The sequence below is a fragment of the Niastella koreensis GR20-10 genome (assembly GCF_000246855.1).
In the GTDB taxonomy this organism is placed as follows: Bacteria; Bacteroidota; Bacteroidia; order Chitinophagales; family Chitinophagaceae; genus Niastella; species Niastella koreensis.
The window spans coordinates 3223121-3248579 of sequence record NC_016609.1; the positions used below are offsets into that span (position 1 = coordinate 3223121).

The 25459-nt window shown below is 45.3% G+C and carries 22 protein-coding genes; 6 read left to right on the forward strand and 16 right to left on the reverse strand.

The genetic code is table 11. The features are described from left to right. Positions 1-3: 3 nt before the first annotated feature. The 9 genes from NIAKO_RS12790 to NIAKO_RS12830 form a co-directional block, all read right to left on the reverse strand. On the reverse strand, positions 4-585 hold the full coding sequence (locus NIAKO_RS12790; RefSeq protein WP_014218850.1) for a hypothetical protein: 582 nt from the start codon (positions 583-585) through the stop codon (positions 4-6). A 60-nt stretch (positions 586-645) separates the two neighbouring features. After that, positions 646-2010 (reverse strand): hypothetical protein, encoded by a 1365-nt coding sequence (locus NIAKO_RS12795; RefSeq protein ID WP_014218851.1) that lies wholly within the window; start codon positions 2008-2010, stop codon positions 646-648. Between the two features lie 136 nt (positions 2011-2146). Then, positions 2147-3964, reverse strand: a complete 1818-nt coding sequence (locus NIAKO_RS12800) for a type VI secretion system Vgr family protein (protein ID WP_014218852.1) — start codon at positions 3962-3964, stop codon at positions 2147-2149. Between the two features lie 115 nt (positions 3965-4079). Next, the gene (tssD, locus tag NIAKO_RS12805) at positions 4080-4469 is read right to left on the reverse strand and encodes a type VI secretion system tube protein TssD (RefSeq protein WP_014218853.1); all 390 of its coding nucleotides are present in this window, start codon (positions 4467-4469) and stop codon (positions 4080-4082) included. A gap of 116 nt (positions 4470-4585) precedes the next feature. Further along, a complete protein-coding gene (gene tssD / locus NIAKO_RS12810) occupies positions 4586-4972 on the reverse strand; it encodes a type VI secretion system tube protein TssD (RefSeq protein WP_014218854.1) in 387 nt (128 codons plus the stop codon). A 294-nt stretch (positions 4973-5266) separates the two neighbouring features. Next, on the reverse strand, positions 5267-6649 hold the full coding sequence (locus tag NIAKO_RS12815; protein ID WP_014218855.1) for a DUF5458 family protein: 1383 nt from the start codon (positions 6647-6649) through the stop codon (positions 5267-5269). 43 nt (positions 6650-6692) lie between these two features. Further along, positions 6693-7145 carry a hypothetical protein gene (locus NIAKO_RS12820; RefSeq protein WP_014218856.1) on the reverse strand — a complete coding sequence of 151 codons (453 nt, stop codon included), beginning with the start codon at positions 7143-7145 and terminating at the stop codon, positions 6693-6695. A gap of 324 nt (positions 7146-7469) precedes the next feature. Further along, a complete protein-coding gene (locus NIAKO_RS12825) occupies positions 7470-9956 on the reverse strand; it encodes an ATP-dependent Clp protease ATP-binding subunit (protein WP_014218857.1) in 2487 nt (828 codons plus the stop codon). A gap of 52 nt (positions 9957-10008) precedes the next feature. Beyond that, the gene (locus NIAKO_RS12830; RefSeq protein WP_014218858.1) at positions 10009-11055 is read right to left on the reverse strand and encodes a PKD domain-containing protein; all 1047 of its coding nucleotides are present in this window, start codon (positions 11053-11055) and stop codon (positions 10009-10011) included. A 33-nt stretch (positions 11056-11088) separates the two neighbouring features. Between NIAKO_RS12830 and NIAKO_RS12835 the strand changes: the two genes are divergently transcribed. Beyond that, positions 11089-11727: a C40 family peptidase gene (locus NIAKO_RS12835; protein ID WP_014218859.1), complete on the forward strand. Its 639-nt coding sequence runs from the start codon at positions 11089-11091 to the stop codon at positions 11725-11727. 88 nt (positions 11728-11815) lie between these two features. On the opposite strand, the gene tssO is transcribed toward NIAKO_RS12835, so the two are convergent. From tssO to NIAKO_RS12865, 6 genes are all read right to left on the reverse strand, one after another. Beyond that, positions 11816-12337, reverse strand: coding sequence for a type VI secretion system TssO (gene tssO, locus NIAKO_RS12840; RefSeq protein ID WP_014218860.1), 522 nt, complete (start codon positions 12335-12337; stop codon positions 11816-11818). Between the two features lie 34 nt (positions 12338-12371). Next, positions 12372-13553: a hypothetical protein gene (locus tag NIAKO_RS12845; protein ID WP_014218861.1), complete on the reverse strand. Its 1182-nt coding sequence runs from the start codon at positions 13551-13553 to the stop codon at positions 12372-12374. A gap of 29 nt (positions 13554-13582) precedes the next feature. Then, positions 13583-14452: a TssN family type VI secretion system protein gene (locus NIAKO_RS12850; RefSeq protein WP_014218862.1), complete on the reverse strand. Its 870-nt coding sequence runs from the start codon at positions 14450-14452 to the stop codon at positions 13583-13585. A 61-nt stretch (positions 14453-14513) separates the two neighbouring features. Continuing rightward, a complete protein-coding gene (locus NIAKO_RS12855; RefSeq protein WP_014218863.1) occupies positions 14514-15449 on the reverse strand; it encodes a hypothetical protein in 936 nt (311 codons plus the stop codon). Positions 15450-15586: 137 nt separating this feature from the next. Then, positions 15587-17455 carry a type VI secretion system baseplate subunit TssF gene (locus NIAKO_RS12860; protein ID WP_014218864.1) on the reverse strand — a complete coding sequence of 623 codons (1869 nt, stop codon included), beginning with the start codon at positions 17453-17455 and terminating at the stop codon, positions 15587-15589. A 71-nt stretch (positions 17456-17526) separates the two neighbouring features. Then, a complete protein-coding gene (locus NIAKO_RS12865; protein WP_014218865.1) occupies positions 17527-17961 on the reverse strand; it encodes a GPW/gp25 family protein in 435 nt (144 codons plus the stop codon). Between the two features lie 300 nt (positions 17962-18261). On the opposite strand from NIAKO_RS12865, the gene NIAKO_RS12870 reads away from it, so the two are divergent. From NIAKO_RS12870 to NIAKO_RS12890, 5 genes are all read left to right on the forward strand, one after another. Beyond that, a complete protein-coding gene (locus NIAKO_RS12870) occupies positions 18262-19185 on the forward strand; it encodes a hypothetical protein (protein ID WP_014218866.1) in 924 nt (307 codons plus the stop codon). Between the two features lie 178 nt (positions 19186-19363). Further along, entirely contained in the window at positions 19364-19999 is a 636-nt protein-coding gene (locus NIAKO_RS12875) for a LysE family translocator (protein ID WP_041346704.1), read from the forward strand. 182 nt (positions 20000-20181) lie between these two features. After that, a complete protein-coding gene (locus tag NIAKO_RS12880; protein ID WP_014218868.1) occupies positions 20182-22665 on the forward strand; it encodes a DUF5686 and carboxypeptidase regulatory-like domain-containing protein in 2484 nt (827 codons plus the stop codon). Positions 22666-22696: 31 nt separating this feature from the next. After that, positions 22697-23659, forward strand: coding sequence for an ion channel (locus tag NIAKO_RS12885; RefSeq protein WP_014218869.1), 963 nt, complete (start codon positions 22697-22699; stop codon positions 23657-23659). Positions 23660-23759: 100 nt separating this feature from the next. Next, a complete protein-coding gene (locus NIAKO_RS12890; protein ID WP_014218870.1) occupies positions 23760-24410 on the forward strand; it encodes a YdcF family protein in 651 nt (216 codons plus the stop codon). 94 nt (positions 24411-24504) lie between these two features. On the opposite strand, the gene purU is transcribed toward NIAKO_RS12890, so the two are convergent. Then, positions 24505-25332: a formyltetrahydrofolate deformylase gene (gene purU / locus NIAKO_RS12895; RefSeq protein WP_014218871.1), complete on the reverse strand. Its 828-nt coding sequence runs from the start codon at positions 25330-25332 to the stop codon at positions 24505-24507. Between the last annotated feature and the right edge of the window lie 127 nt (positions 25333-25459).

Below are 25459 nucleotides of genomic sequence, written 5' to 3' on the forward strand. Positions count from 1 at the left end.
TATTTACTGATTGCTGTTTTCTGGAATGGAGACAGCATGCTCTATTGCATGCTGAAATATTGACTGTACGGAGTTGGCGCCGTATTTTATTTCATTGGAAGCAAAAGGAAGCAATTGCTTTAAGATGGGTTTTACATCTACCCTTTTTGATTCACAGAACCGTACCAGGTCGCCGAAATAGATCATTTCATCGCGGGCATCCGCTTCCAGGTTCCTGGCTTCAAACAACAGCAGGCTCAGCACCAGGTATTCATGGCTACCGCTTTTTATATTTTCTTCCAGTTCCGCAAACGTTGGGTTGATGTAATTCTTTAGCCGGTTGGTGTCGTTCAACATGGCGTCTATTGACTGCAGGTCTTTAAATGAATTGGCGGCTAATGCCTCCCCTATCGTCCGGCGAATAAAAGCCAGCTCCGGGGCTATCTTTTTTCGGTATTCCGATTCAATGGTGCGCATTTCTTCCACCCAGCCATCTTTGGTAAAATCAATGCGGCTTTCCTTGGCCCGCAATTCATCTACATACCTGATGGTTATTTCTTCATCGATCATTTCAATTTTAGACCTGACAGAACTCATGTTTTCCATACTGATGATTTTAAGGATGATGTACCTGGATGCTATTTACTGGTTTATTGTTTGTGATTGCTATGAAACCATTATTTCACCTGCATTGGCCTGCCTGATCTTTTTCTTTGTATAATTCTGTTTTAATTCTTCAATAGTTTGTTGCCAGTTGGCTCCATAGGCGGCGAGCATTTTATGGGTCACTATTTCTGCAAGGCTGTCTTCTTCGTGCTGTTGCAGCTGCACATAGTCATACGCCATAAAGGGATACTCGGAGGCCTGGATTTCTTCATCGGTCAGCTGGTTGGTGAGTTGTAATGCCTGTTTACCCGCCTGGAGTTTTTCTTCCTTCCAGCCTTTGTAGTCGGCGAAGATCCAGGCTTTGTAATAGGCAGATACTGCCTGCGAGGCAAAGCCAAAGACCACTGCTTCATCACCGGCTTTCATAAACCATTCCAATGCTTCTTTTCTCTCTTTCTGGATCTGGCAATCGGCCCCTTTGTAGGTATAATATTGCAACAACAAAGGTTTTATGGATTCATTGCCGGCGGCAACTTCCTGTTTACATAACCTGATGCCGGTATCCAGCAATTCATTGATGCGTTCGTGGTCTTTAAAATTGAACAGCATGCCGGCAAACGTGATGTAAGCTGTTGCGAGTAAACTTTTATCGCCTGTCTTCATCCCGCACTCGATGGCTTTCCCGCCCCATTCTGCCAGCAGGGGTTTGTTTTTCTTATTGGCGGCCGTTCCCATTTCGAACATACATTTCCTGAAAAATGCATAGGGATCGGTAGCTGCGCCGGCTGTTGCAATCTGCCTGATGGCATCCTGCATCCGCAGGTCGTGTTTCAGCGTAACCGCATGATCGGCATAGTTTTCAAAAACGTCGCCCGAGAAATTACCTTCTTCATGATCAAACACCAGTAATTGAATACCGGGTTGTTTGGGCTGCTGCATCCACTGCCGGATCCATTGTTGAAACGTATCGGGACTGCTCATTTGTTTTGGCAGCAGGGCTAATACAAACTGCGCATCAGGCTGTCCGATAAAATGTCTGTAAGATTGGATCATGCCGGGTAACAACAGGTCGCAGGCTGCATAGTCTTTTTCGGCTACCGCCTTTCTAAGCGATGCTACTTCCCAAACGCCTTTGCCAGCATGGACCAGCAGCTTTTGATTTTGCTCATCGTCGTATTCATTCAACCAGTTTTGCAAGAGGGCATGACTGTAAGTAGTTGCCTGGTTGAAGGGTGTATAAAAGAATACAAACAGGTTATCGAGTTTTCCGTGTGGCGATGCCTCCAGGCGGCAAAACCCTTCGTACATACGATGGTCTTCCGGCTTCAGCATCCAGCGGATAAGGTAATGTTGCGGTTGCACGTTCATTTTCCAAACCTGCACCATTTCGTCTATTCTTACAGCAATAGGATTATGTTCGTTCATAGTTAAGGTTGCTTAATTTTCAGACTCATAATTCGTGAAACGTGAAAGGGCCCGCGATAATTCGGTGCTTCGTGTTAACCTGTCAACCTGTTAACTTTTCAACCTTCTTCTTCCTTTATCAACTCTATCAACGTTATCAACAATTCAATTTCACCTGCCCACCCACAATCGTCGTCATCAATTTACCATTGGCTTCTACGGAGCCTTCTGAATCCAGCGCCACTTTGGTTTTGCCGTAAGTAGATACCTCCAGTCCGCCAATGTCTACTTTGTTGTCGGAACCGATAGTGACGGTAGTTTTTGCCAACACATTGTTTTCATTCTTACCGTAGATGGTGGAGGTTTCGGTGAATTGGGCATCGAGCACTTTGGATTGCATCACGATCTCGTCTTCGGCCAGCATGGTGATCTTTTTGGTCTTCAGCGTGATTTCGTTGGTGGCGTCGATCAAAACCGTTTTGTTGGATTTGACTGTTATATTACCTGCTCCATCGATGAGCATGCTGTTGCCATCTTTATCTTCCACAAACACGCTGCCATCTTTGTCGTTCATAATAACTTTATTGCCACTGCGGGTTTGCAGGGCTTTTACATCATTGGCAGCATTGCTGTAAGCGTTGCTGGCTTTGCCATGATACACGGTGCCGATGATATATGGTTTTATGGGACTATCCCCTTCAAACCCTACAATTACTTCTTCGCCTACTTCGGGGATAAAGAACATGCCTTTACCGCCGCCGCCGTGCGGACTGGTAACCCGGATCCAGGGCGTTTTTTCGGCGCCATTCATCCAGTGAAATTTAACCCTAACCCGGCCCAGGCCTTTGGGATCGTGGTTATCGGTTACCATGGCGCTTTGTGTTTCTGAATGTGGCATGGCCCCTGCTTTCACCGGTGGCAATTTTATAGTGGAAGGAACTGCTGTAAAGTCGTTGCTATAGTTTCCCTGTTCATCGAAATAATGGCTGATGGAAAGAACGGTGTATTCGCCATAGCTTTCGCCGGCCATGTTGTAGAGGTTTTGGCCCTGTATGCTAATATTACCTCCAATTTTAACGCCCGGGTGTGCACTGCTGCCTGAAAAGCGAACCGTATTACTGCTTTGCATGGCCATGCGGATGTTAATGGAATCGTCCAGCTGTTTTTTATTACTTACAAACTGGTTGTTCCATACTTTGGGCTGCGTGGCGTATACCGTGTTGCTTGCCTGAAATACGTGACGGCCCAGGTCGTTAAGGCCTGCTTTGCTTTCAATGCTTTGTGGTGTGCTGGTATATACATCGTGATTGAGGTAATCATACGCCATCATCTGGCTGTTGGCAGGTTGTACCTGTAACGCCATGCTGAAACGGCTGATGTTGCTTCCGAATGTGAGTGCAGTTGCATCTGACGCTTTTGGCGCGCCTATCTGCAACTGGTTGCCATCGTAGTACAACCATTCGCCATAACCGGAGCAAAGGAAGTTGAGGAACTGCCAGGCGGTTTGTTTGTACTGAACCGTATAGGCCAGTGTTTCGGGATATGCTGGAGATACCTGCGGCTGCAGCAGGTCCTGCGGAAAATGCTTCAGCACGTCCTGGGCGATGTTCTTGATCGCTTTTTTCTCCCAGCTTTTGCAGTGCGGGCCGTTGTCGAGCACAATGGTGGGACTGGTTCCGGAGATGATGATGTTACCGGTATGGCCGCTGAACCTGTCGGCCTCTACCTGCATTACTATGCCTCTGAATTGTAAACCGCTGCCGGTTGCAGGGGTGCTGAATGAGGCCTGTAAAACGCCTCCAATGAGGTTACGTGACGATTGCAGCATTCCCCCTTCCAACCCTTCCAGTGATTCTGCGGGACATACCAGGCGGAAGTAATGATGATCGAAAATATTTTGGGTTAGCTGAAAAGAGGTAATTTGTTTAATAGGAGTACCGGCAATGGTTATATTGCTACTAATTAGTTGGGCCATAAAAAATGTTATGTCGTTTATGGATTCAGTAAATGTCGAATGTCGAATATCCAATTTTGAATGTCGAAATGAATACAATTTCAATATTCAACATTCATTATTCGATATTCAATATTTATTGTGGCCAGTTGTTCCTGAATTTTGATTCGTTCAGTTTTACTTCTTTGGCGCTGAGTGTTAACTGTATCCGCATGGGACTGTCACCGTTGTGATCATAGGTTTCGTAATAATCAACACAGTGCGCATCCGTGAACTGCAGGCTTTTTAATTTACTCATGTTGTCGCGGCGATAAAAAGTAATGGTGCCGCTTTTTGTTTGGGTTGGACTTATCATCCAGTCGAACAAACCGGTTTCGCCATTGCTTTCAACTACCAGGGTAACCGATCCGCCCTGGGGAATAGCGGTTGGTTTGCCGGTGCCATCGGTGGCCTGCGTAAAACGGTATGCACAATGCAGGATGTTCAACTCTTCGCCATCCAACTTAAGTTTTGCTATAAATGACATGGGATAATGATTAGTGTTTATAGGATGATCTCATGGCTTTTATTAAAAGGAGCCATTCACCCCGATTGCTCCGGGATGAATGGCGAACCTTTACTCACTACTGATGATACTTTTAATTATACCCACTCATTTTCGTGTTTGCCGCTGCCCAATTCAATGGTTTTGGCGCTCAGCGTAAAGCTTTCAGTTAATGGGCTGGAATCTGTGCCGTCGAAATTTTCGCGGTACTCAACCAGGTATGCCTCACCGAATTTCAGTTCTTTCAGCGTTGCGTTGTCGTCACGTTTGATGAATACAACAGAGCCATCTTTACGCTCGAAGTTGTTTGTCATCCACTCTAAGAAAGTGGTGTCGCCGGTAGACTCTATTGTCAGCTGGATCTTTCCGCCGCGGGTGATGGAAGAAGGACGACCGGTTGCATCGGTTTCCTGTTTCAGTTGATAATTACATGCAAGGACATTAACTTCCTTACCAGCCACTTTAAGTTTTGCCTTAAATGACATAATTAATGGTTTTGAATGATTAAAAAATAATGGTATATAGACCAATTAATAAAAAACAATCCTGATTGCTCCCGTCATGAGACGGGAACATTACTACTGATCGCGCTTAAGTTTCTGGGTGTTGTGCGTTGGAGCAAAAAGGCTCCTGTCGGTGCCATTGGGTAATGTCACTGAACATGAATGCTACAGTTGGGTTGCTGTCAGGGGTTGATGTAGATATGGATTTTAAGAAGGCAAGGCAATCAATTGCCGACGCTTCGGTCCTGAGCGGAGTCGAAGGACGCTCAGGACATGCTACTTATCCTGCTCGTATTTAGAAGACCAATCCACTTCTGAATCGTCTCCTTTCTGCCCTTCTAACTTGATCATGAAAGTTTTTGCGGGGAAATACGGTTTCAGATGAATGTCGAGGTATATGCGGTCTTTTTGAACAGGGTCCTGTTCAAACCGCTTGATGGTAAAATTTTCAATCAGTTTATTGGGACCGGTAATGCCGTCGAGGAACTTAACGATCTGCCCGTTGAGTTCTTTACGGGTGCTTGCATTGAAATTTTCAAAAGCGCGACGGTTCAAAAAGTCCATCATCACTTTTGTTACATAATCAAATACCCGCACGACCGAATATGTTTGTAAGCCCAGGTTATCGCCGTTGAACAATGTTTTGGCAGAGAAGGCCATTACTTTGCCATACTCTTTCACCATTGGAATGAGGCCCAGTTTTTCCAGGCTCGCAATCTCGCTTTTCTTCAGGTCGAACCGAACGCCGTCTACTTCATTGATGCCGCCAAATTTTTTACCGGCTGTTACCTGCGACATCAGGGTGTTGTAGATCTTTCCGGCGAGTGCGCTCGATGGTGGAACCATCAGGTCGTCCTCCTCGCCTATTTCTGCAAAACGGCCACGGCCAACCAGCCAGTTGCAAGCCATAATAACATTGGAACGATAAGGATCGCCACCGGTAAGGTTGGCTGCTTCAAACAATTCCATTACGTCATCCGGCGAATCCAGGTTTTCAAAATCGGTTACCAGCATCACCTTATTTTCATAGGCGATCCTGGCCCATTTTTCAATTACTTTATTGCTGCCGAGGTAACCTGGTAAAATCAGTAAGCTATAGTTATTACGCAGATCGAGGCGGTCGTAATTATCAGTCAGTTCATTATGAATGGCATCGATGAAACGGGTATTGTCCAGATCTCTTACCTGATCCGGATCAGCGTTGATCACCGATACATTCTTTACTTTAAGGCTTTCTGTATTCTTGAAGAAGAGGGCTACAGAGCGGTATGATCTTTCGAGTTGCCCGGTTTCTTTTACTGCTTCTTTCAGGTTCTTTTTCAATACCTGACCGGCAACTTCGGAGCGGTCGTTACAGGTTTGGATCATCTGTGCCGGATCATCGCTGGTTTGCAGTACATCCAGCCACAGCTTCAGCGTTTTTTTAAGTGCCGTACGTTCTTCTTTTTTGCTGTTCTCTTCAAGGAAGATCTTCTTCCTTGCTTTTCTTTCGGGATTGATATTTTGTACAGCGTCAATAGCTGATTCCAACAGATCGAAACCGCCGAACTTAGCAAGGCCCTGTACACTGTTTTCCAGTTGTTCAACTGGTTGCAGTGCTAAGGATTTTTCTTCTTTAAGCGCCGTTTGCTGGGCGGGTTTAATGGATTCAGAACTCATGGTTACAAATTAATGGTAAAGGATAAATTAAATAGTATAGGTGTTACCTGGCTGTGTCAAGTTCCTGGATCAGTGACTGTAACGCTTTTATTATGTGCTCTTTTGTTTCCGGATTGGCGAGTGCCTGTTTCAGCAGTTTGTTTGTTTTTAACTGCTTGATAATTTTCTGGTATTGCAGCTGCTGCATATTCACATCTCCCAGGTACTCACTTTGTGCAATAATACCTTTGGCGCCAAAATCGGCCAGTCCTTTGAAATGAAGTGTTTCCCGGCGCATGCCGCCATCTTCCGTTTCAAAGGTCATATCAACTTTTGGTTTGAAGTGTTCAAACACATCGTCGATACTTGTTAAGCCTTCTGTGATTACAGGTTTAACAGGTGGGTCCTGTGTGAGTTTTTCGGCGAGTAACACCCGGTTTTGAGGAATGTCTGCAAAGGCTTCAAAGGCATCTTGTTTTACTTCCGTGCCGCCAATTCCGTAGGGCTCAATGCTCATGATAGATATTTTTGGTTTTCAGAATAAGACCTTCTTTCAGCAATGATTAATCGAATAAAGTACGAACAAAGTGGTTTGACGGATTGGATATCAGAAGAAAAAGTCCCGAGTGGTTTTTACAAAATTCGTTCCTATTTATTGGTGAATGAACACTGATTATTAAAAATCCCCAATAACCTTGTCGTAAAAATACTCGGTGAACTTGTTTTTAACCTGCCATTAATATTGGCTAATAAATTTACCTATTCCCGTTAGTCAATATGACAATTCATATAGAATTAATGTTGCACGTGACTAACTTTAATAGTAACATGCCCGTAATAGTTATAACACCGCTGACGTGTTATTCCATAAGAAATTTCCCTGTTCGTCTGCATCTAATATCAAAATAGTATTTTCTGCAGCTCCTGCTTCCCCGCTGATGATCTTACGGGATAAAGGACGGCGCAGATTATTTCTTATTACCCCTGCCAATGGCCGCGCCCCATATTGGGGAGCAAAACCTAATACTGCTAATTGTTTTTTAGCTGTATCGGTCAGTTGCAATGTGATCCCCTGTTTTTCCAGTGAACCGTATAACCCTTTCAGTTGAATGTTGAGAATGCGTTCAACCATTTCATTGGTCATAGGTGCAAACGGACAGATCTCTGTTAACCGTCCCAGGAACTCGGGCCGGAAATAATTGCTCATGATCTCCATTAACTGGTTGCTGGACGGAACCTGTTTATTATTAAACGAATCCACTACATACTGACTGCCGATATTAGAAGTAAAGATGATAAGTGCATTGGAGAAATCGCCCTCCTTCCCCAGTTTATCGTGCAGCTTGCCTTCATCCATGATCTGTAAAAAAATATCAAATACCGACTGATGCGCTTTTTCAATTTCATCGAACAACACTACTGAGTATGGTTGTTGACGAATTTTGTTAATAAGCAAGCCGCCTTCTTCGTACCCAACATAACCGGGAGGCGCTCCATATAACAAGGCGGCGCTGTGTTCTTCTTTAAACTCCGACATATCAAACCGGATCATCGAGTTTTCATCCTGGAACAAAAAATCGGCCAGCGCTTTTGCCAACTCTGTTTTACCTGTACCTGTTGGTCCCAGGAAAAAGAAAGAACCTATTGGCTGACCAGGCTTGCCTAACCCGGCCCTTGATTCCAGAATGGCTTCGCTGATAGAACGGATGGCATGGTCCTGCCCTACTACTCTTTGTTTAAGGATCTCATCCATTTTCAATAACCGCTCTTTTTCCTGCGCCTGCACTTTCCCAATAGGAATGCCAGTCTTATGTGCTACAATAGCGGCTACGTCTGACGGATTGAGTACCTGGCGGTCATCGGCTGCCCTCTCTGACAACGCTTCGTACGCGAGGTTTAAATAGTGAATAATTTCATTGGCATCCGTCATTTGCATGGGATCAGTCTCTGATTGAACCGCGACCCACAGAATCGGACTGATCTTATTGCGCAACTGGTTGTAATGCCATTTCCAGTCATCAACCAAAGTTGATTCCTTTTGCATGGCATCAAACACCGCTTTCATTTCATCCACTACCTGTTTACCGGTATCTCTTGCCAGGCGAAGCGCAGCCATGGAATGATCCGCCAGGTCAATAGCTGCATCGGGCAGGCGGCGGTCTTTTACGTAACGTTTCGCCAGCCTGATGGTATCCTGCAGGGTTTCATCTTCTATAGTTATTGCATGGTGTTTGCTGTAATGCGGCATAATAGTTTGCATCATGCGGAAGGTAGTGGCTGCATCCGGCTCTTCTACCTGTATCACATCAAAACGACGCGCAAAGGCTTCATCCTTTTCTATATGTTTCCGGTATTCTTCCAGCGTAGTAGCGCCTATAACGGTCAATTCGCCACGGGCCAGTTCAGGTTTTAATAAATTAGCTGCGCCGGCCATAGCGCCCTGTTTATCCATCAGCACGTGCATTTCGTCGATAAACAAAATGGCTTTGTCAAATTGTTTTACTTCCTGGATGATGTTCTTCAGGCGTTCTTCTACTTCTCCTTTATACGAAGCGCCGGCAGCCAGTGCGCCATTGTCCAGCTCAAATACCTGGGCATGTTCCAGAAAACGTGGTACTTTCTTTTCTTCGATGGCCAGGGTGAACCCATCCACCAGTGCCGATTTACCAACACCGGGTTCGCCAACGATCAGCACATTGGGTTTTGAGCGGCGGCCCAGGATCTCGGCCATTGCCCTGATCTCCTTATCGCGACCCGTAATAGGATCGATCTTACCCGCTTTGGCGCGTACATTTTTATGCGTGCAGTATTTTAACAACGCCTGGTGAATGGCTGATTTTTGGGTGCTGTTGGTATTGCCAATGCCGGTTATTTTATTCAGTGTATTGTCTGCTATCGACTGTTGCAGCAACTCCTGCCGTTGAATGGGAAAGGTTTTTAATTGCTCATAACTGAATCCTACACCCGGCGTGCTCAGGGCAGCCAGTACATGCAGGTTTTCCAGTTCGTCGCTGCCCGTCATTACGCGGATGGTATCTGCTTCTTCCATCACGGCCTTTACCGGTTCATTGGCTGTAAGCGTATCATCGAGCCGGGTGGCTTTGGGCAATGTTTCCATGCGCACCTCGGCCCACTCTTCCATATAATAAATGTCTTTATCCAGTTGCTGTAACAACGATTGCAGCCCGGCATCTTTATGCAGTAACGCCTTTAATAAATGCGGCGGTGCAATATGCGGATGCATATTTTCCCGGGCAATCGCCTGGGCAATGTGGTTCATTTTTTTAAATGAATCAGATATGGTGGTGCCTAATAATTGATCAGTCATTATAATTTATTTAGATGACCTAATTCTGATTGCTGATTTTGAGATTTTAATCTCAAAATATTCCTAAGAACCCTTGTTTCATTTTAAGGCTCACGTTTAATCCAATGAGGCAGTTGGTTTCACTGCTTTTTATTTGTTGTACGTTCAGTTGTTTTATTTTCTTATCGTTTTTGATAGAGCTGAGTTTGGTGCAGAATTGAGTAAACGTGATCTCTGTGCCATTTAGACTTACGGGCACATTCAGGTTGTTACAGAAATATTGCGAGAAGTTTTCTGGTGTTAAATAATTGTTTACCACGCCGCGCAATTTGGTCTCCAGTTCCTGTTTGCTGATGTTTACGCCCTGCGGTTTGGGTGGCTCAGTAACTGCAGGCTGCGGATGATTTTGTTCTTCCAACGGCGGCGCCTGTGGCCTGGCCGGCACAATTACAAAAGAAGGGCCCGATGAACGGGGCGTGTGGGCATTTGATCTGGATGGCGCCACGGCCTTATCGTTCACATATACTTTACAAACTCCCAGTTGTTTGGGGTCGTTGTTCAACACCAGGGAAATGGTTTTTAAGCCCGGGGTTTTATATACGTAACTGGCAGTGGAAGCGGTAGCGTCAATAACGGCGGTTTCGCCAAAACGCCATTCCCAGCTGTGAGCGCCGGGGGTGGTATCCTGGAAGGTAACGGCTTTACCCACTTCTGCCTGCTGCGGACAAATAAACCGCGGCAGCAGCAGCGGGTTTTCCAGTTTGGGCGCCCGGGTAATATAAATTGTTTTGTACTCCGTGCAGGTGCCATTGATGGTTAAAGCCACGGTATACTCGCCGGGCGAATTGAAGGCATGCACCACCGAACTGATGTTGGTTTCACTGTTCTCGTTATCGCCAAAATCCCACTGAAATTCCTTTGCGTACAGGGCATCGGTCTCAAAATGGATGGGCTCGTCCGTTCGGTAAAAATTCGCCTTTGCCTTTATATGAAAATCGAAACAATGTTCGTAGTTCTTGTATTTAAACCCGGTGATTATTAAACCCAGCAAGGCCACAATAATCATGGTGAGAATTACCTTTTCGTCGAGATAAGCCAGCTGTATTTTTTTATTTTCCATAATTTTACATTATTCCTGTTAACTATGAAGCGAATGCAAATATTTCAATATAGATTCCCGGTTTCCCCACTTACCATTACGGGCTGGTTTTGCCTGGTAGTGTTCCTGACGGCCTGTTCCAGTTCGCGTAAATCAACCAACCGGTACGAGACCATTGTGGTGAAGCCCGCCGATCCGGCTTTGGCGCCTGCCAATGCCAGTGCCGAGCGGAAAATGTTCATCAAATACGGCGCATACCTGAAAATCGATCCAGACAGTCTTAGCAACTATACCTTGTACGCCTTTATTGATAAATGGATGAAAACGCCTTATAAGTACGGCGGCAATGATGAAAATGGCATCGATTGCTCGGGTTTTATACAGCGTTTGCTTAACGATGTATACAACATCCAGGTTCCCCGCACCTCCGCGCAACAGTTCTTTACAAAAAATGTGGAGCCTTTTCATGGTAAAAATTATTTTTCTGAGGGCGACCTGGTTTTCTTTTGTACGGTTCCCGGCCAGCCTATCTCCCATGTTGGGATGTTTCTGCACAACCAGTATTTCATCAATGCCTCTACTTCCAGCGGCGTAAGCATTGCCAACCTCGATGATCCTTACTGGAAAAAACGCTTTGTGGCTGCCGGAAGAGTGCGAATCAAAAGCCAATCGACAATAAGCAATAGACATTAGGCAATTGGCAAATTATACCCTAAACGGCGTCAGCTTACCTATATTCGGTCCCTTCGCTATTCGCGAACCCTTGTCTATTGTCAATTGGTTAAAAACCTCCTGCAGTACTGGCTCTCCTTAACAGATCGATGTCACGGCGTGCCTGGTCCAGGTCGCGCTGGGTTTGTTCAAACTTGCTTTTATAATCATCCAGCTGTTTGGGCAAATCGCCCATGCTCACCACTTTATTGGTAGCATCCTGGTAGCGCAGGTACAGATCGAGCACATTTTTATTCATACGGCTGTACATGCTGCTGTCCTTATACTGCAGGTCGGTGAGTTCACGCAATTTGGCGGCTATCTGCTGGTTCAGGTACATACTGTTTACGCCGGGTTGTTTCAGGGAATCTATCAGCATCTTGGCCTGGTCCATACTGCTTACAAATTTCTCCTGGGCAATGGTTTGGTTGCGGTAGCGGGTAACCTGTTCGCGCAATACATCGTTTTCCTTGTAGGGAATGCGCATATCGAAGTAGATGGCTCCAACAATAAGCCATACGGAGATGATGAAAAAGAACAGGAACTTTAAAAATGCGCGGTTTCTTTCCTTATGGTTTAATACGCTGGGCATTTTTTATTGGTTTATTGATTGATGGTTCGTTTGATTAATCTGCCAGGAAACTTCTTCTTTTCTTTGCCGGCGCGGTTTCGGTTTGCGGTAACAACACCTGCTCTTTCACAAAAATGCCGGTCTCCTTCTTCTTGCCTATGTATTCCAGTCGCGACAGGTTGCTGAACAATGATGAAATGATCTGGGTAAACTGTAATACTTTATCCAGGGCATCATTGATGTCGAGGTGATTGTACTGGTAACTGCACAAAGTGGTGATGGCCGATTCCAGTTCGCCCTGGCTTACCCCACACCATTCGGTGCAATAGCTGATCAGTTCATCTTTACTGGTGCCGGCATAAAAGTCCATAGTGTTTTTAATGAGTCGCGCCATACCAGTTACAGCGGTTATCATAAACACCGGTGGCTGATAGATGTAGGATAATTTGAAATTGCTGAACTCTGTGGCGGTGAACGCGCTCAGGTTCCTGCAGATCTCAAAGATGGCATCTGCCAGTTCGTTCTGCTGTTTCTTCTGAAAAATCTTTTGAATGATCTGCAAAGCGTACAATTCCATTTGGCCAAAAAACTGTTCCAGCCCGGCATGCACTTCCAGCAATTCATAATGGCTGTTTACTGCCGTACAGGGCGGAATATAACTCTCCACCAACCGCACCGCCTGATCTTCCACCATCACCTTGCCCACCGGCACCTGGAATTGTCCCAGCGAAAGCGGACTGGTTTCCTGTGCTGGCAATAAGGTGAGGTAATATACCGGCATGGTGAATGGCATGCGTGGTGGTGTTTCTTTGGGATCGGCAGTACCAAACGGTACGCGCTCGTATGGATCTATGCTTAACACCACATAATAAAAGGCACTCCGGTCTTTCAACTCACTAAATGGTACCTGTAATCCCGGAATGGTAGCTGATAACTGCTGACCGGTTAAGGCAGTATCCGTATCAAACTCCATTACATACCCGCCGCGGGAAATCGCCCGGCAGCGTTGAATGCGCAGGTGAACGGTTTGTTCATTATCGAGCGACAGGAATAATTTAGCAGAAGTATGATGCCGGTCGAACACCGGTAACAACCCATAGTTGTGTTCATTTAAAAAACTGCTTACGGTATGGGCCTGGCGGTAAGTGAATGCGTTATCCTGGGCAATAAAATGCGTTTTGTTGATCTTCATCCCATCTACCCAATTCACAGGTAAGTATTCAGTATTTGACTGCATGCTTGATTAGTTTAGTATTTGTTCGTTCCTTAGTTTTCAATTATACGGCTGCACACTATTACATCATTTTCCCTGATGCGATTCAGGAAAATGGTTTTATCTGCATCCATGTAGGTGGTTAGTATGGTATACCATTTTGGTTTTTTGTAAAACATCCAGCCATGTGGTTTGCCTACACCGCTTGAATAAAGTATCTGTCCCTGCGGATGCCGCTCATTGTAATCGTTGATGAAATAATAGAACAGTTCACCCAGTTCCATATCTACAGGCGCTTTGGCCCTGAAGTTGGTGAAGAACGAATCCTGCCCGTTCTTTTGAAATTCAAAGCTGATGAGCAACATATTTTTCAGCTTGCTTTCTTCGGGATCTTCCATGGGGTCATGCACCGGGTAATACCATTGGTTCAATACTTTGGGCGGAATGGCCAGGGCGGTCAGGAAGGTGTGCCATACAAACAGGGGAATAATAAAAAATATGGTCGACCACATCATTGGTATTTCCAACCCCTCCCGGTTTACCCAGCGGTACGTAAGCATAAAACAAATGGCGCCGGCCAACGCGATCAATACCGTGAAAATAAGATCGGGCCAGAAAGATTGCTTGTCTTTACCCCAATCCATTTTTCGTTGCATCATATAAATATGCAAACCGCCATATAGCAGGAATAAAATCTGGAAGAAAATAAAGTACCTGTTGTAGTTAGAAAAAAAGCCGGCTGCAATGAATAGACCGGTCAATGCAAATACCGCCACAGAAATCAACAGATACCAGATAGCCCTTTTGCTGAATGGTTTAAAACTGTTACGTATTTTTTTGGCGAATATGCCTATGATCGCTGAAAAGCTCACCAGGCTTATTCCCAGGTACAATAACAATCTGTTAAGTTCAGGTGAAAGCATAATAGGATAAATTGATAATGTGATAATTAGCTAATGTGATAATGAAAAACAAATACAATCACTAAATGGCAGCGAACCCTAATATCGGGGATTCATCTGCGCTCAGTTCAACCAAAACACGGGCACGATCAACTTCTACATTTATAATGATATCGGCTTCCGCCGGTGCGAAATAATTATTGAACACCTGTAATAACAGGTCATTGTCGCCGCCGCTTACATAATCAGCCGGTTTCGATTGCTGCAAGAGGCCAATGTTGTACTGTAAACAGGGATAATCTTCCATAAAAGTTTGCCCGCATACAAAATCATTACCCAGTTCGCCCATGCCCAGGCTGTTGTCTTTACCGGGCGCCACACAATTGGCCGGTGTTACCTGCTCGATGGTTACATCTTCCTGTAACAATATCTCCAGGCATTTTTGCATTAATTCAATATCACCGGCAATGGCATGTGCATAGGGTAACAGCAGTACCAGCAGCATGGCCGAAGTTTTGTTCAGCGCTTCGGGAAACTCCCAGAAGGTGAAAAAATAATCGTTCAGCAGGCCATTGTCCATCCCGGCCAGCAGGTTTTCTTCTTCCTGTTCCATCAGCACCCGTTGTCTGAACAAACTGTTTTCAACAGGTTGAAAGAACTTCCGGGCAGCCAGTTCTTTTTTGCGGTCTATCCGGCTTTGCGCTGCCAGCTCGGTAGCTGCATTTGATTTGGTGCCGGTATACGACTGGTGAAAAAGCCCCTCGGGCACCAGGTCGTATAAACCGGATCGTGATAACCGCAGTTGCAATAACTGGTGCCGCCAGGCATCGTCGATCTTATTTATCGCATACACATCCGTCCGGTATTCCCGGAAAAAACGGCCGTCGTGCAACACAACAAAATCATCGGGGTGCACATTGTTTTGCAATGCGTGATTGGCCATCACCTCCGCTTTTATATCGTGCAGGTTGCCCAACAGCTCGTTAAAGAATTGTTCTATGGCTTCGTGTCTTGTCATTGTTGTAAATCGTGAAACGTCAAACTTGAAAGGGCTTGCGATAATTCGGATTTCCGTGTTAACTTGTCAACCCGTCAACTTGTAAACGCCGGTTTCCCTCCTTTAAAAACCCTATCAACCTTGTCAACTTTATCAACTTAATTCTCTTGTTCTATAAATACTCTAAACGGAGTCAATCCGGCTGATTTGGAAGCCAACTTCAGCACTAAACTTTCCTTCCAGTACTGCAGCTGGTTTTTCTCCTGCGCATCCATAAAGTCTTTCCGGCTCAGTTTAATGGTAACGTCTATGGTTCGGATAAAACCCTGCGATACCTGGCGCGGCACCATCACGCCTTTCTTTACTTCAATATGTTTGGCCGTATTGCCCAATTGCAAACGGCAGAAGATCTTTATGTCCTCGAGGCTGATCAACCTGTCCCGCGATAACAGGGCCGATTTATACGCTGTAATGCTTTCCGAGGCGCTTAACCGGTTGCGGCCGCCAATGGTGGTGGTGATCAGCGTACAATTACCCTGGTATAAACTGGATGTTTTATACGATTGCAGCGTGGTGCCTGCCTTTATATCGTTTCCCTGTTCAGCCGCAGTGCTCCAGTAGGAGATGGTAAGGTTATTCAGTTTTGCCTTGTCGTCTTTTCGCACCACCAGGAAGGGGGTGTACTCGCGGTTCAGTTCGCGGGTGATCATTTGCTGTTCCAGCTTGTAAATGATCGTTTGCAACTGCTTTAATTCGCCCGACAAAAAATCCCGGCCCAGCACCGAGAAGGCAGCGCTTTCATCGCTCAGCAACTGAACAATGTTCTCGATGATCATGGTAGCGTCGCGTTCATCAAAGCGCCCTACTCCACCCTGGCGCAGGATCACCGTTAGTTTTTCCCGGGCATTTTTCTCCAATGCACGAATATTATAAATATGATTATCCTGGTCGGTGATCTCGTGCAGGTCAAAGAAAGTATCATTGATATACAGGGGCACAATATTCAGGATGTCGTGCATGTGGTGCAGCGTTTCGTGCAGCCTGCCGTTGATAACAGGAAAGCAATTGATATGGCACACCACATCCTGTAATACGGAAGTAGCAATATTTTCAGGGAATTGAATCTTTATCCAGTGAACGTTGTCGGCCTGTAGCGATTGCAATTCTTTTTTATCAAATACCTGTTGTAATGCCATTGGCCAGCCACCAGGCTCCCCAACTGTTTTATCGCGATGGCGGATAGTAATGAACCTGGGTTTGTAATAGGCATTTACAAACTCCTTTAATTTCCAGGAGGCGGTATTCTTTCTTATCAACAACTGCTCAATGTCCAGGTGCTCACCGCTGATATTGTCCTGGTTATAACCGGGCACAACTTCCATTTCTTCATCGCCATAAAACCAGCGGGCGTCGGCCAGGTTTTTATAGAACAGTTCTTTATTTACTTCATTCCTGAGCTCAAAATAATATTGGGTGTTATGCAGCTTAATGCGGCTACCGGTAAGCCCGATCCAAAGTACCCGTTGCTCCAGTTCTTTGCCCGGTAAACAATGCGTGATCACTTCTTTGGACACCATTTCCCGGTACCGGAACAATTGATGACCGGTAGCGAGATAAGAAACGGTGGCGGTATTTAATTGAAAGTTGCCGGTTGGCGTAAAATAGAAATCTCTGTAGCCGCTGGCGCCTGATTGATCTTCATAGTTCCCTCCTCTTTTTTGTGAGGTATAAAACTGATCGTCTGCTTTGAGCCAGCTTGTTTCATCAATTGAACGCGCACTTAAAATCCCATGCGCCGGTAAGGGACCACACAATACTTCAGGCGACAATAGCTGCACCATCCGTTCCAGCAAACGGGCTCGCGAAGCATGGATCTCGTTGGAGAGCTTTTCCAGTTCCAATGCAGTGGCGGAGAACAGCACATTCACCAGCGGGTCGAAAGACGATTCGGTTTCATCTTCCGGATAGCCCCACAGGCGCGCAGCCGTTTTCATCATCCGGTTCTTTATTTGTTCCCGATTTTCCATTGTATATAATAAGTATGTTACTGGCTATAATGAATAACCAGGATGCTAATGATCAGGGCCTGTATCAACAATTAACTATATGATAACGGGCTCACAAAAAAGCTGTCGCGGAAAGTAATGTCTTCGCTTGTAGCCGTGAGTCGGGCGGAAATATTAATATCGAGGCGTTTTTTAACGCGTCGTTCTGTAGATAGTGCGTTTACTTCTTCCTGTTTAACCAGTACATCTACTTTAATGGCATCCAGTCTTTTTTCATGTTTGCGAATGGCCTGTAACAGGGATTCTTTCATCCATTCCTGTTGCCGGGTGCGGGCAGTAAGATTATCAAAATCATGGTCCCAGATGGAATTGCCAAAGTCAACATCACTTTGCATTTCGCCAAATGCGGTGGTAATAATAAGATGCAGGTGATGGCCTACAGATTGTTTTAAGGAACAACCAGGATGCTCTTTCTTTTGCATCAGCAAGTCGGGATCCAATGGTAAGGTATAATACTTAAGCCGCATGATCTTAAAAGTTAATGTATTGGGTATACGAGTCAACGCAACCAGGGAAGCGTGTCAAAAGGGGAATGTCTTGATCATGCTCTCAGTGCAGCAAAACGAAATTAGGACAAAAAAATATTCAATGCATAAATATTTATAACCAATTTACGTGCCGGTTGAACATCCGGATGTTTAAATTAGAATAAATTTCTGAAATTGGTGTAAAATTTGTTGCCAATCAGGGGTTGACGTTATAACCTTATTGGTCACGTCGCCACTGGTTTTGCAGAATACCCAGTTACCATTAATCAAACCTTTCTCATGAATTACAAATATCTCGTAATTGGCATCGACGGCACGGGCTCCCGTGAATGGATGTATAAAGACGGTAGCAACAGCAGCACTTATAAATTTATCCGCGATGTGCATTATGGCGCTATGAATGTAGACAAGCGCTGGTACAATGGTCCCTCCAATACAGTTACCGGCAGCGATACCGAACCCATCGTACAGGAAGCGCTGGATTTTATTTATCAACGCATCGGTTCGCTTTTTCCCGCCATTAAAAGCCAGGCCATCAAACCGCTGGAGATGTTTGATGTGAACAGCTGTATGCAGAACCAGGAACGCACCACGCAGGAATATATGGCCGGCCGCGGCTACTCCGTTAATTATCGTAAACCTGTACAAGTTACCCAAAATATGCTGGCGCATCAGCCGCTTACAACTGATGATATCCGGCTGGTACTGATCGGCCATAGCCGTGGTGGTTTGGCAACAACAGTACTGGCCAGAATGTTAAGTCCGCTCGTACGCGTATTCTTCATGGGGTTGTACGATTCTGTTGACCGCGAAGGTTGCCTGGATGGCATGAACGTAGAGAATGTAAAATTCGTTGCGCATGCGCGCCGCCACCCCGAAGTGAAATCCCGCACTTATTTTGGTAATACTTCACTTAAATATATTGGTGTAGACCATGCAGAAGAACGTTTCTTCTATACTTCGCATGGCGGCATCGGCGGTTCATTTATTACCAACGCAAATGAAGTTTCTGCATTCGGTGATTCCTCCTGTTTGCCTACCATCGATGTGCAAACAGAACAGGGCCCCATGGAACTGATCAACAATCCCGCAGTAGTTCAAAAGTTCGGCAAAAAAATGGACCAGGTATGTGCGGACGGAAGCACAGAGGCGGATCAGTTTATTAGAACGCAGGCTAAGAAATACGGGATACCGATAACATAGTCAGTAGTGAGTAGTCAGTAGTGAGTGGGTTCCCGAAAAGTCAGAATTCTAAATAATTGTGAGCTTACTCACTACTGACTACTCACTACTCACTTGGCAACTGGCCTACCCGGTATTTACAAATTGGCCTAATAAGCATCCTACTATCAAGGTTATCTTTGTTGCAAATCCCAACAACATGATTCCTGTAAGCGATCTCCTGCTTTTTGCACTTGCTGCATTCGGACTGGTAATCAGTCCGGGCCCGAATATGATCTATCTGATCTCGCGTTCCATTACCCAGGGGCGCAAGGCCGGACTTATTTCCTTAGCAGGTGTTATTTGCGGTTTCCTGTTTCATATTCTGATGGTGTCGTTTAGTTTAACCGCCGTGTTGTTTACTATCCCGTATGCGTATACTGTTTTGAAAACCGCTGGGGTGGTTTACCTGCTGTACCTGGCCTGGCAGGCTGTAAAACCAGGCAGTAAAAATGTATTTGAACCGCGCACCGATCTTAAACCCGACAAGCCAGGGAAGTTATTCCGTATGGGCTTTTTAACCAATGTACTCAATCCCAAAGTAGCAGTCTTCTATTTATCCTTCTTCCCGCAATTTATAAAACCTGCTTACGGTTCCGTGTTCACGCAAAGTTTAACGCTGGGCATTGTACAGATCATGGTAAGCTTTACCATCAACTTCATCATTGTGCTGGTGGCCGCCAAAGTAGCCAGGTGGTTCTCGGCCAATCCCAAATGGATCCGGGTACAAAAATGGTTTATGGCAAGTGTACTTACCGGACTAGCCGCTAAAATGGCCTTAGATAAAGCAAAGTGATTATCAGCTTATGTTGCGGGTTATTAGGTTCGTGGGTTCATAAGTTATTAAGTTCAAAAACTCAATAACCTAATAATCTATGAACTTAATAACTTATCTGTTAAAGTCAAATTAAACTACCTGATACTTCTTCCTCTTCACATCGAAAGGGTGTACTTTAAAGTTATAACCCTAACTCTTGCATGAACCGAACTATACTATTGCTTTTCCTTATTGCATTCACGTCTGCCTGCACACAGGGACAATCGTATAAAGTTCATGGAAAAATAACAAACACCCGGCTGGAGCCATTGGCATTTGCTTCCGTTCAGGTAAAGGAATGGAAACATGGCGTGGTTACCAAAGAAGACGGTACTTATGAATTACAGTTGGATCCGGGCAAATACGACCTGGTTGTTAGTATGGTCGGATATAAAAGCCAGGTGCTCACCATCATTGTTCAAAAGAGCGATTATTTACAAAACATCATCATGGAACCGGATGACTCCAAAGGACTTTCGGAAGTAGTGGTGAAAGGAAAATCGCGCGACCGCTCAGAAGAGATCATCCGCAATGTAATTCGTCGAAAAGATTCCATTCAATCGGCTGCCGGGCCTTATTCCTGTACGGTATACATTAAAGCCGTTCAGGAAGATTCATTAAAAATAAAGGGAAAGAAAAAGCCGGTAAGAAATGATACAATGACTGTACTAAATCCCGACAATCCTCATCCGGAGCTGGATAGAATGGCCATGGCTGAAATTGTGTTGCAGCTCGATCGGTCGGCACAAAACAGTATGGAAAAACGGCTGGGTGTTACGCGGCGGGGCAATACCGAGGGATTGTTCTATACCTCAACCACACAGGGCGATTTCAACTTCTATAATAATCTCATTAAAACGCGGGCCCTGTCCGAAACACCATTTCTCTCCCCTATCAGTTACAGCGGCCTGCTGGCTTACCGGTTCAAACTGATAAGAACCGAACACCAGGGAACCCGGAAATTATTTGTCATCAGCATAAAACCGCGCCAGGTAAGTAATGCTACCGTAGAAGGGGAAATAACCATCGCAGATAGTTTGTGGGTGATTATGCATACGCAATTAAAATTCCCGGCTTACCATTTGCCTGAATATGACTTTTTTGAAGTAGAACAACAATATGATCTGATCAATGATTCGGCCTGGATGATCACGCGCCAGCAATTTACCTATTTTTCAAAAAGCAATAAATCAAAGAAGTCGGGCATCACCATTGCCACGTATAAGGATTTTGAATTACATAAACAGTTCGATAAAAAACATTTTGGCGTGGAAGTAAGCTCCACGGCTCAGGAGGCCTATGAAAAGGACAGTACCTTTTGGCAGGCCAACAGAACTGAACCCCTGACCGAAAAAGAAGTTCGCTTTATCCAATATAAAGACAGCATTTTCCGCGCCCGGCATACTAAAGAATACCTTGATTCACTGGACAGGGTAATCAACAAGATCACCTGGAAAAAATGGCTCTGGAGCGGTCAGGAGTTTAATGACCATGAAAAGGAACGGCATTGGGCACTGCCAGCCCTGCCCCAATTGTACCAGCCATTACAGTTTGGTGGCACCCGTATAATGGCTATGGTGTTTTATAATAAACGCTTCCCCAACCGCAAAGGTATTTGGATAGATCCCAACCTCAGTTATGGCATTCGCAACCACGATATCAATGGCAGCCTGTCGGTAAAGTACTTATACAATCCCTTTAATCGTGGCATGCTGAAAGTGAGTGCAGGCCGGCAGTTTGCGCTGATCTTCCAGGGCGATGCCTGGATCAACCAGCTCAAACGCAGCAGTGTATACCTCAATAATTCGTTGGGAATTGGCCATGAACTGGAACTGGTAAATGGTTTATTCCTGTATACCGATCTTGAATTTGCATTTCGCCGATCGGTGAGTGATTACAAAACCAATTCGCAGGTAGATAGTTTGTTTGGCAACATCGACGCCCTTGCCAATAATCATGCCGTTGCTTTTGAACCCTACAATGCTACTTACGGAACGATCAGGCTGGCCTATACGCCGCGGCAACGGTATATAAGGGAACCGCGGGAAAAGATCATTCTGGGTTCTGCCTGGCCAACCTTTTATACGAGCGTGCGCAAAGGCATCCCTGGCATTATGAATAGCAGAGTAAACTTCGGTTACCTGGAGTTTGGCATTGAACAGGAGTTAAAACTCGGCCTGGTCGGCATCTCGAATTACAGCGTACGCACAGGCAGTTTCTTCAATACCAAAGATCTGCGGCTGGTTGACTATAAATACATGCGCCGGGGCGATCCTCTTCTTTTTCTGAACCCACAGGAAGCGTTTCAATCGCTGGATTCCACTTTTCCCGTATTCAAAAGGTTTTACCAGGGGCATTACCTGCACCAGTTTAATGGCGCTCTCCTGAATAAAATTCCTTTGCTGAAGAAATTACAGCTGCGTGAGGTGGCTGGTGGCGGCTTTTTGATAGCGCCTGAACGATCATTGCGCTATGTGGAAACCTTTGCCGGCATCGAGCGGGTTTTCAAATGGCCATTTAGTGCATACAGTAAATTTAAATTGGGGGTGTATGTGGTGGGTTCAGCCGCCAATAAGTTCAATAACCCCGTTCAGTTTAAAATAGGCATTACTACCTGGAACCGGACGAGCGGGAAATGGAACTAGGTAATTACATTTGCAGGGTAAAAACATCAAAATGCCTTTACTTAAGCAAGTAAATCCTGTACCCAAAATAAACGACGACACCGGCTTTAGTACCACCGGTATTATCAATGGCAGCCGGTTTATAAACAAAGACGGCACCTTCAACCTGCACAAAAAAGGGCCCTTCTGGGATCGCTTTAGTATTTTTTATACCATGATCAACCTGCCCCTGTGGCAATTCATTTGTATCATAGTCATCTTCTTTTTCAGCATCAATCTTGTTTATACCAGTATTTACTGGCTGATAGGCGCCGACCAGTTCACTGGTTTTATCTCCGGCACGCCCGGTAAAATTTTCAAGGAATTGTATTTTTTCAGTACAGAAACCTTCACAACCGTAGGGTATGGCAGGGTGAACCCGGTGGGTGATATGGCCAACCTGGTAGCGGCTGTGGAAGCTATGAGCGGCTTTTTGTCGTTTGCCCTGGCAACCGGTCTTATTTACGGACGTTTTGCCCGCCCGCGCGCCCATGTGGCATTTAGCAATGATGCTGTTATTATACCGTTCAAAGATAAAACCGCGTTGATGTTCCGGTTTGTATGCTACAAACAAAACCATGCGCTCTCCGATGTAACTGTACAGGTAAACCTGGCCATGACGGTAAGCGAAAACGGTGAGGAGGCCAAATACCGGTATTATACCTTGAACCTGGAACGGAGTAAAATTGAAAGCATGCCCATGAACTGGACGGTAGTACATCCCATTGACAATGAAAGCCCGCTGGCTGGCTTTACCAAGGAAGACCTGGCGGCAAATGACGTGGAGATCTATGTGCTTATCCGTGGATTTAACGACGTATACGGTAATACAGTACAGCAGCGTACTTCTTATACTTACCATGAGATCCTGTTCAACCGCAAATTCATCCCTATGTATTATGAAACACCCAATGGCACCGTGTTGGAATTGCACAAACTCAACAAACATGAAGCGGTTAAGGTTCCTGGTTTATAATTGCGGGCTTTGCTTTGCGCTTTTGGCTTTCGGCTTTTAGCTGTATTATTGGCAGATTTATTGCTTGTAGTAGGGATCCTAAAGCTAACCGTACAAAATAATGATAAACCAGGAAGCCATAGCGCTCGCTAAAATATTATGGAATTATCACCAGTTGCACCACACACTGATACAATCTGATTGTATCCTGGTGCTGGGCAATCTGGACACCCGCACTGCCGAACGCGGCGCCGATATTTACCTGCAGGGGTATGCTCCCATCATCATCTTCTCCGGGGGATTGGGAAAATTGACCAAAGACATGTGGGCCGAAACAGAAGCCGAGCTGTTTGCCAACATCGCTCTCGACAGAGGCGTGCCGCGCGAAGCCATCTTTATTGAGAATAAAAGCACCAATACGGGCGAGAACATTCAGTTCACCCAACAATTATTGCAGGAGAAAAACCTTAACCTGGATAGTTTTATAGTAGTGCAGAAGCCCTATATGGAGCGCCGCAGTTATGCTACGTTTAAAAAACACTGGCCCGATAAGAAACTGCTGGTCACTTCTCCCCTGCTTTCATTTGAAGAATATCCCACCAACGACATCTCCGTTGAAAAGCTCATCAATATGATGGTGGGTGATTTGCAGCGGATAAAATTCTATCCCGAAAAAGGCTTTCAGATCTACCAGGAGATACCGGATGATGTTTGGGAGGCGTACGGGAAACTGGTGGCTATGGGTTTTGATAAACAGTTGATGAAGCAGTGAGTAGTCAGTTGTGAGTAGTGAGTTAGCTCGCAATTATTTAGACTCCTGAACATTCGGGAACCCACTCACTACTGACTACTCACAACTCACTATTCTATTCAAATACCACTGTTTTATTCTTATATACCAAAACCCTATCCTCAAACACAATCTGCAGCGCTTTCGCCAGCACCGCCGTCTCAATCTCCTTTCCTGCTTTCATCATATCTGCAGCCGTATGCGAATGCGTTACGGGAATGATCTGTTGCGCAATAATAGGCCCTTCATCCAGTTCATTGGTCACAAAATGCGCTGTAGCGCCAATTAACTTCACGCCACGCTCAAATGCCTGCCGGTAAGGACTGGCGCCTACAAAGGCCGGTAAAAAGGAATGGTGAATATTGATGATGCGTCCCGTATAATGTGCTACAAAACCCGGTGATAATATGCGCATGAACTTGGCCAGCACAATATAATCAGGCGCATGCTTGTCTATCATTTGGCGCGCCTGCGCTTCAAACGCTTCCTTGTCTTTCTGCTCGTGCGATACCAGGTAAAACGGAATATCAAACCGCTGACAGATGTTCTGCAAGGTATCGTGGTTCCCGATCACGCACTGCACCTGGGCGCCCAGGGTTTTGAAATAATTACGGATAAGAATATCGCCCAGGCAATGGTATTCTTTGGTTACCATTACCACTATTTTTTTCTCAGGCATCGGGTTCACCGTAATCATCGCGGCTGCCGGTAATACCTGTTTCAATTTCATTTCCAGTTGTTGCGGGTCGGTATCCTGCTCCAGGTGCACCCTGATAAAAAAACGATTTTCGATTTTATCAACGTGCTCGCGCAACGAAACAATGTTCAATTGTTCTTTGGCGAGCACGCCTGTAATGCCAGCCACCAATCCTACCTGGTCTTTACATTGAATGACAACGATCATACAAAAAACAATAAGACTGGAAAGTTAATCAATTATGGTAACAAAAAAGGTGAGCCGTCTGTCAACCGGCAGACGGCTCACATTGAAACAAGTATCCATATCCCAATCATCCCATAAATCTCAAAAA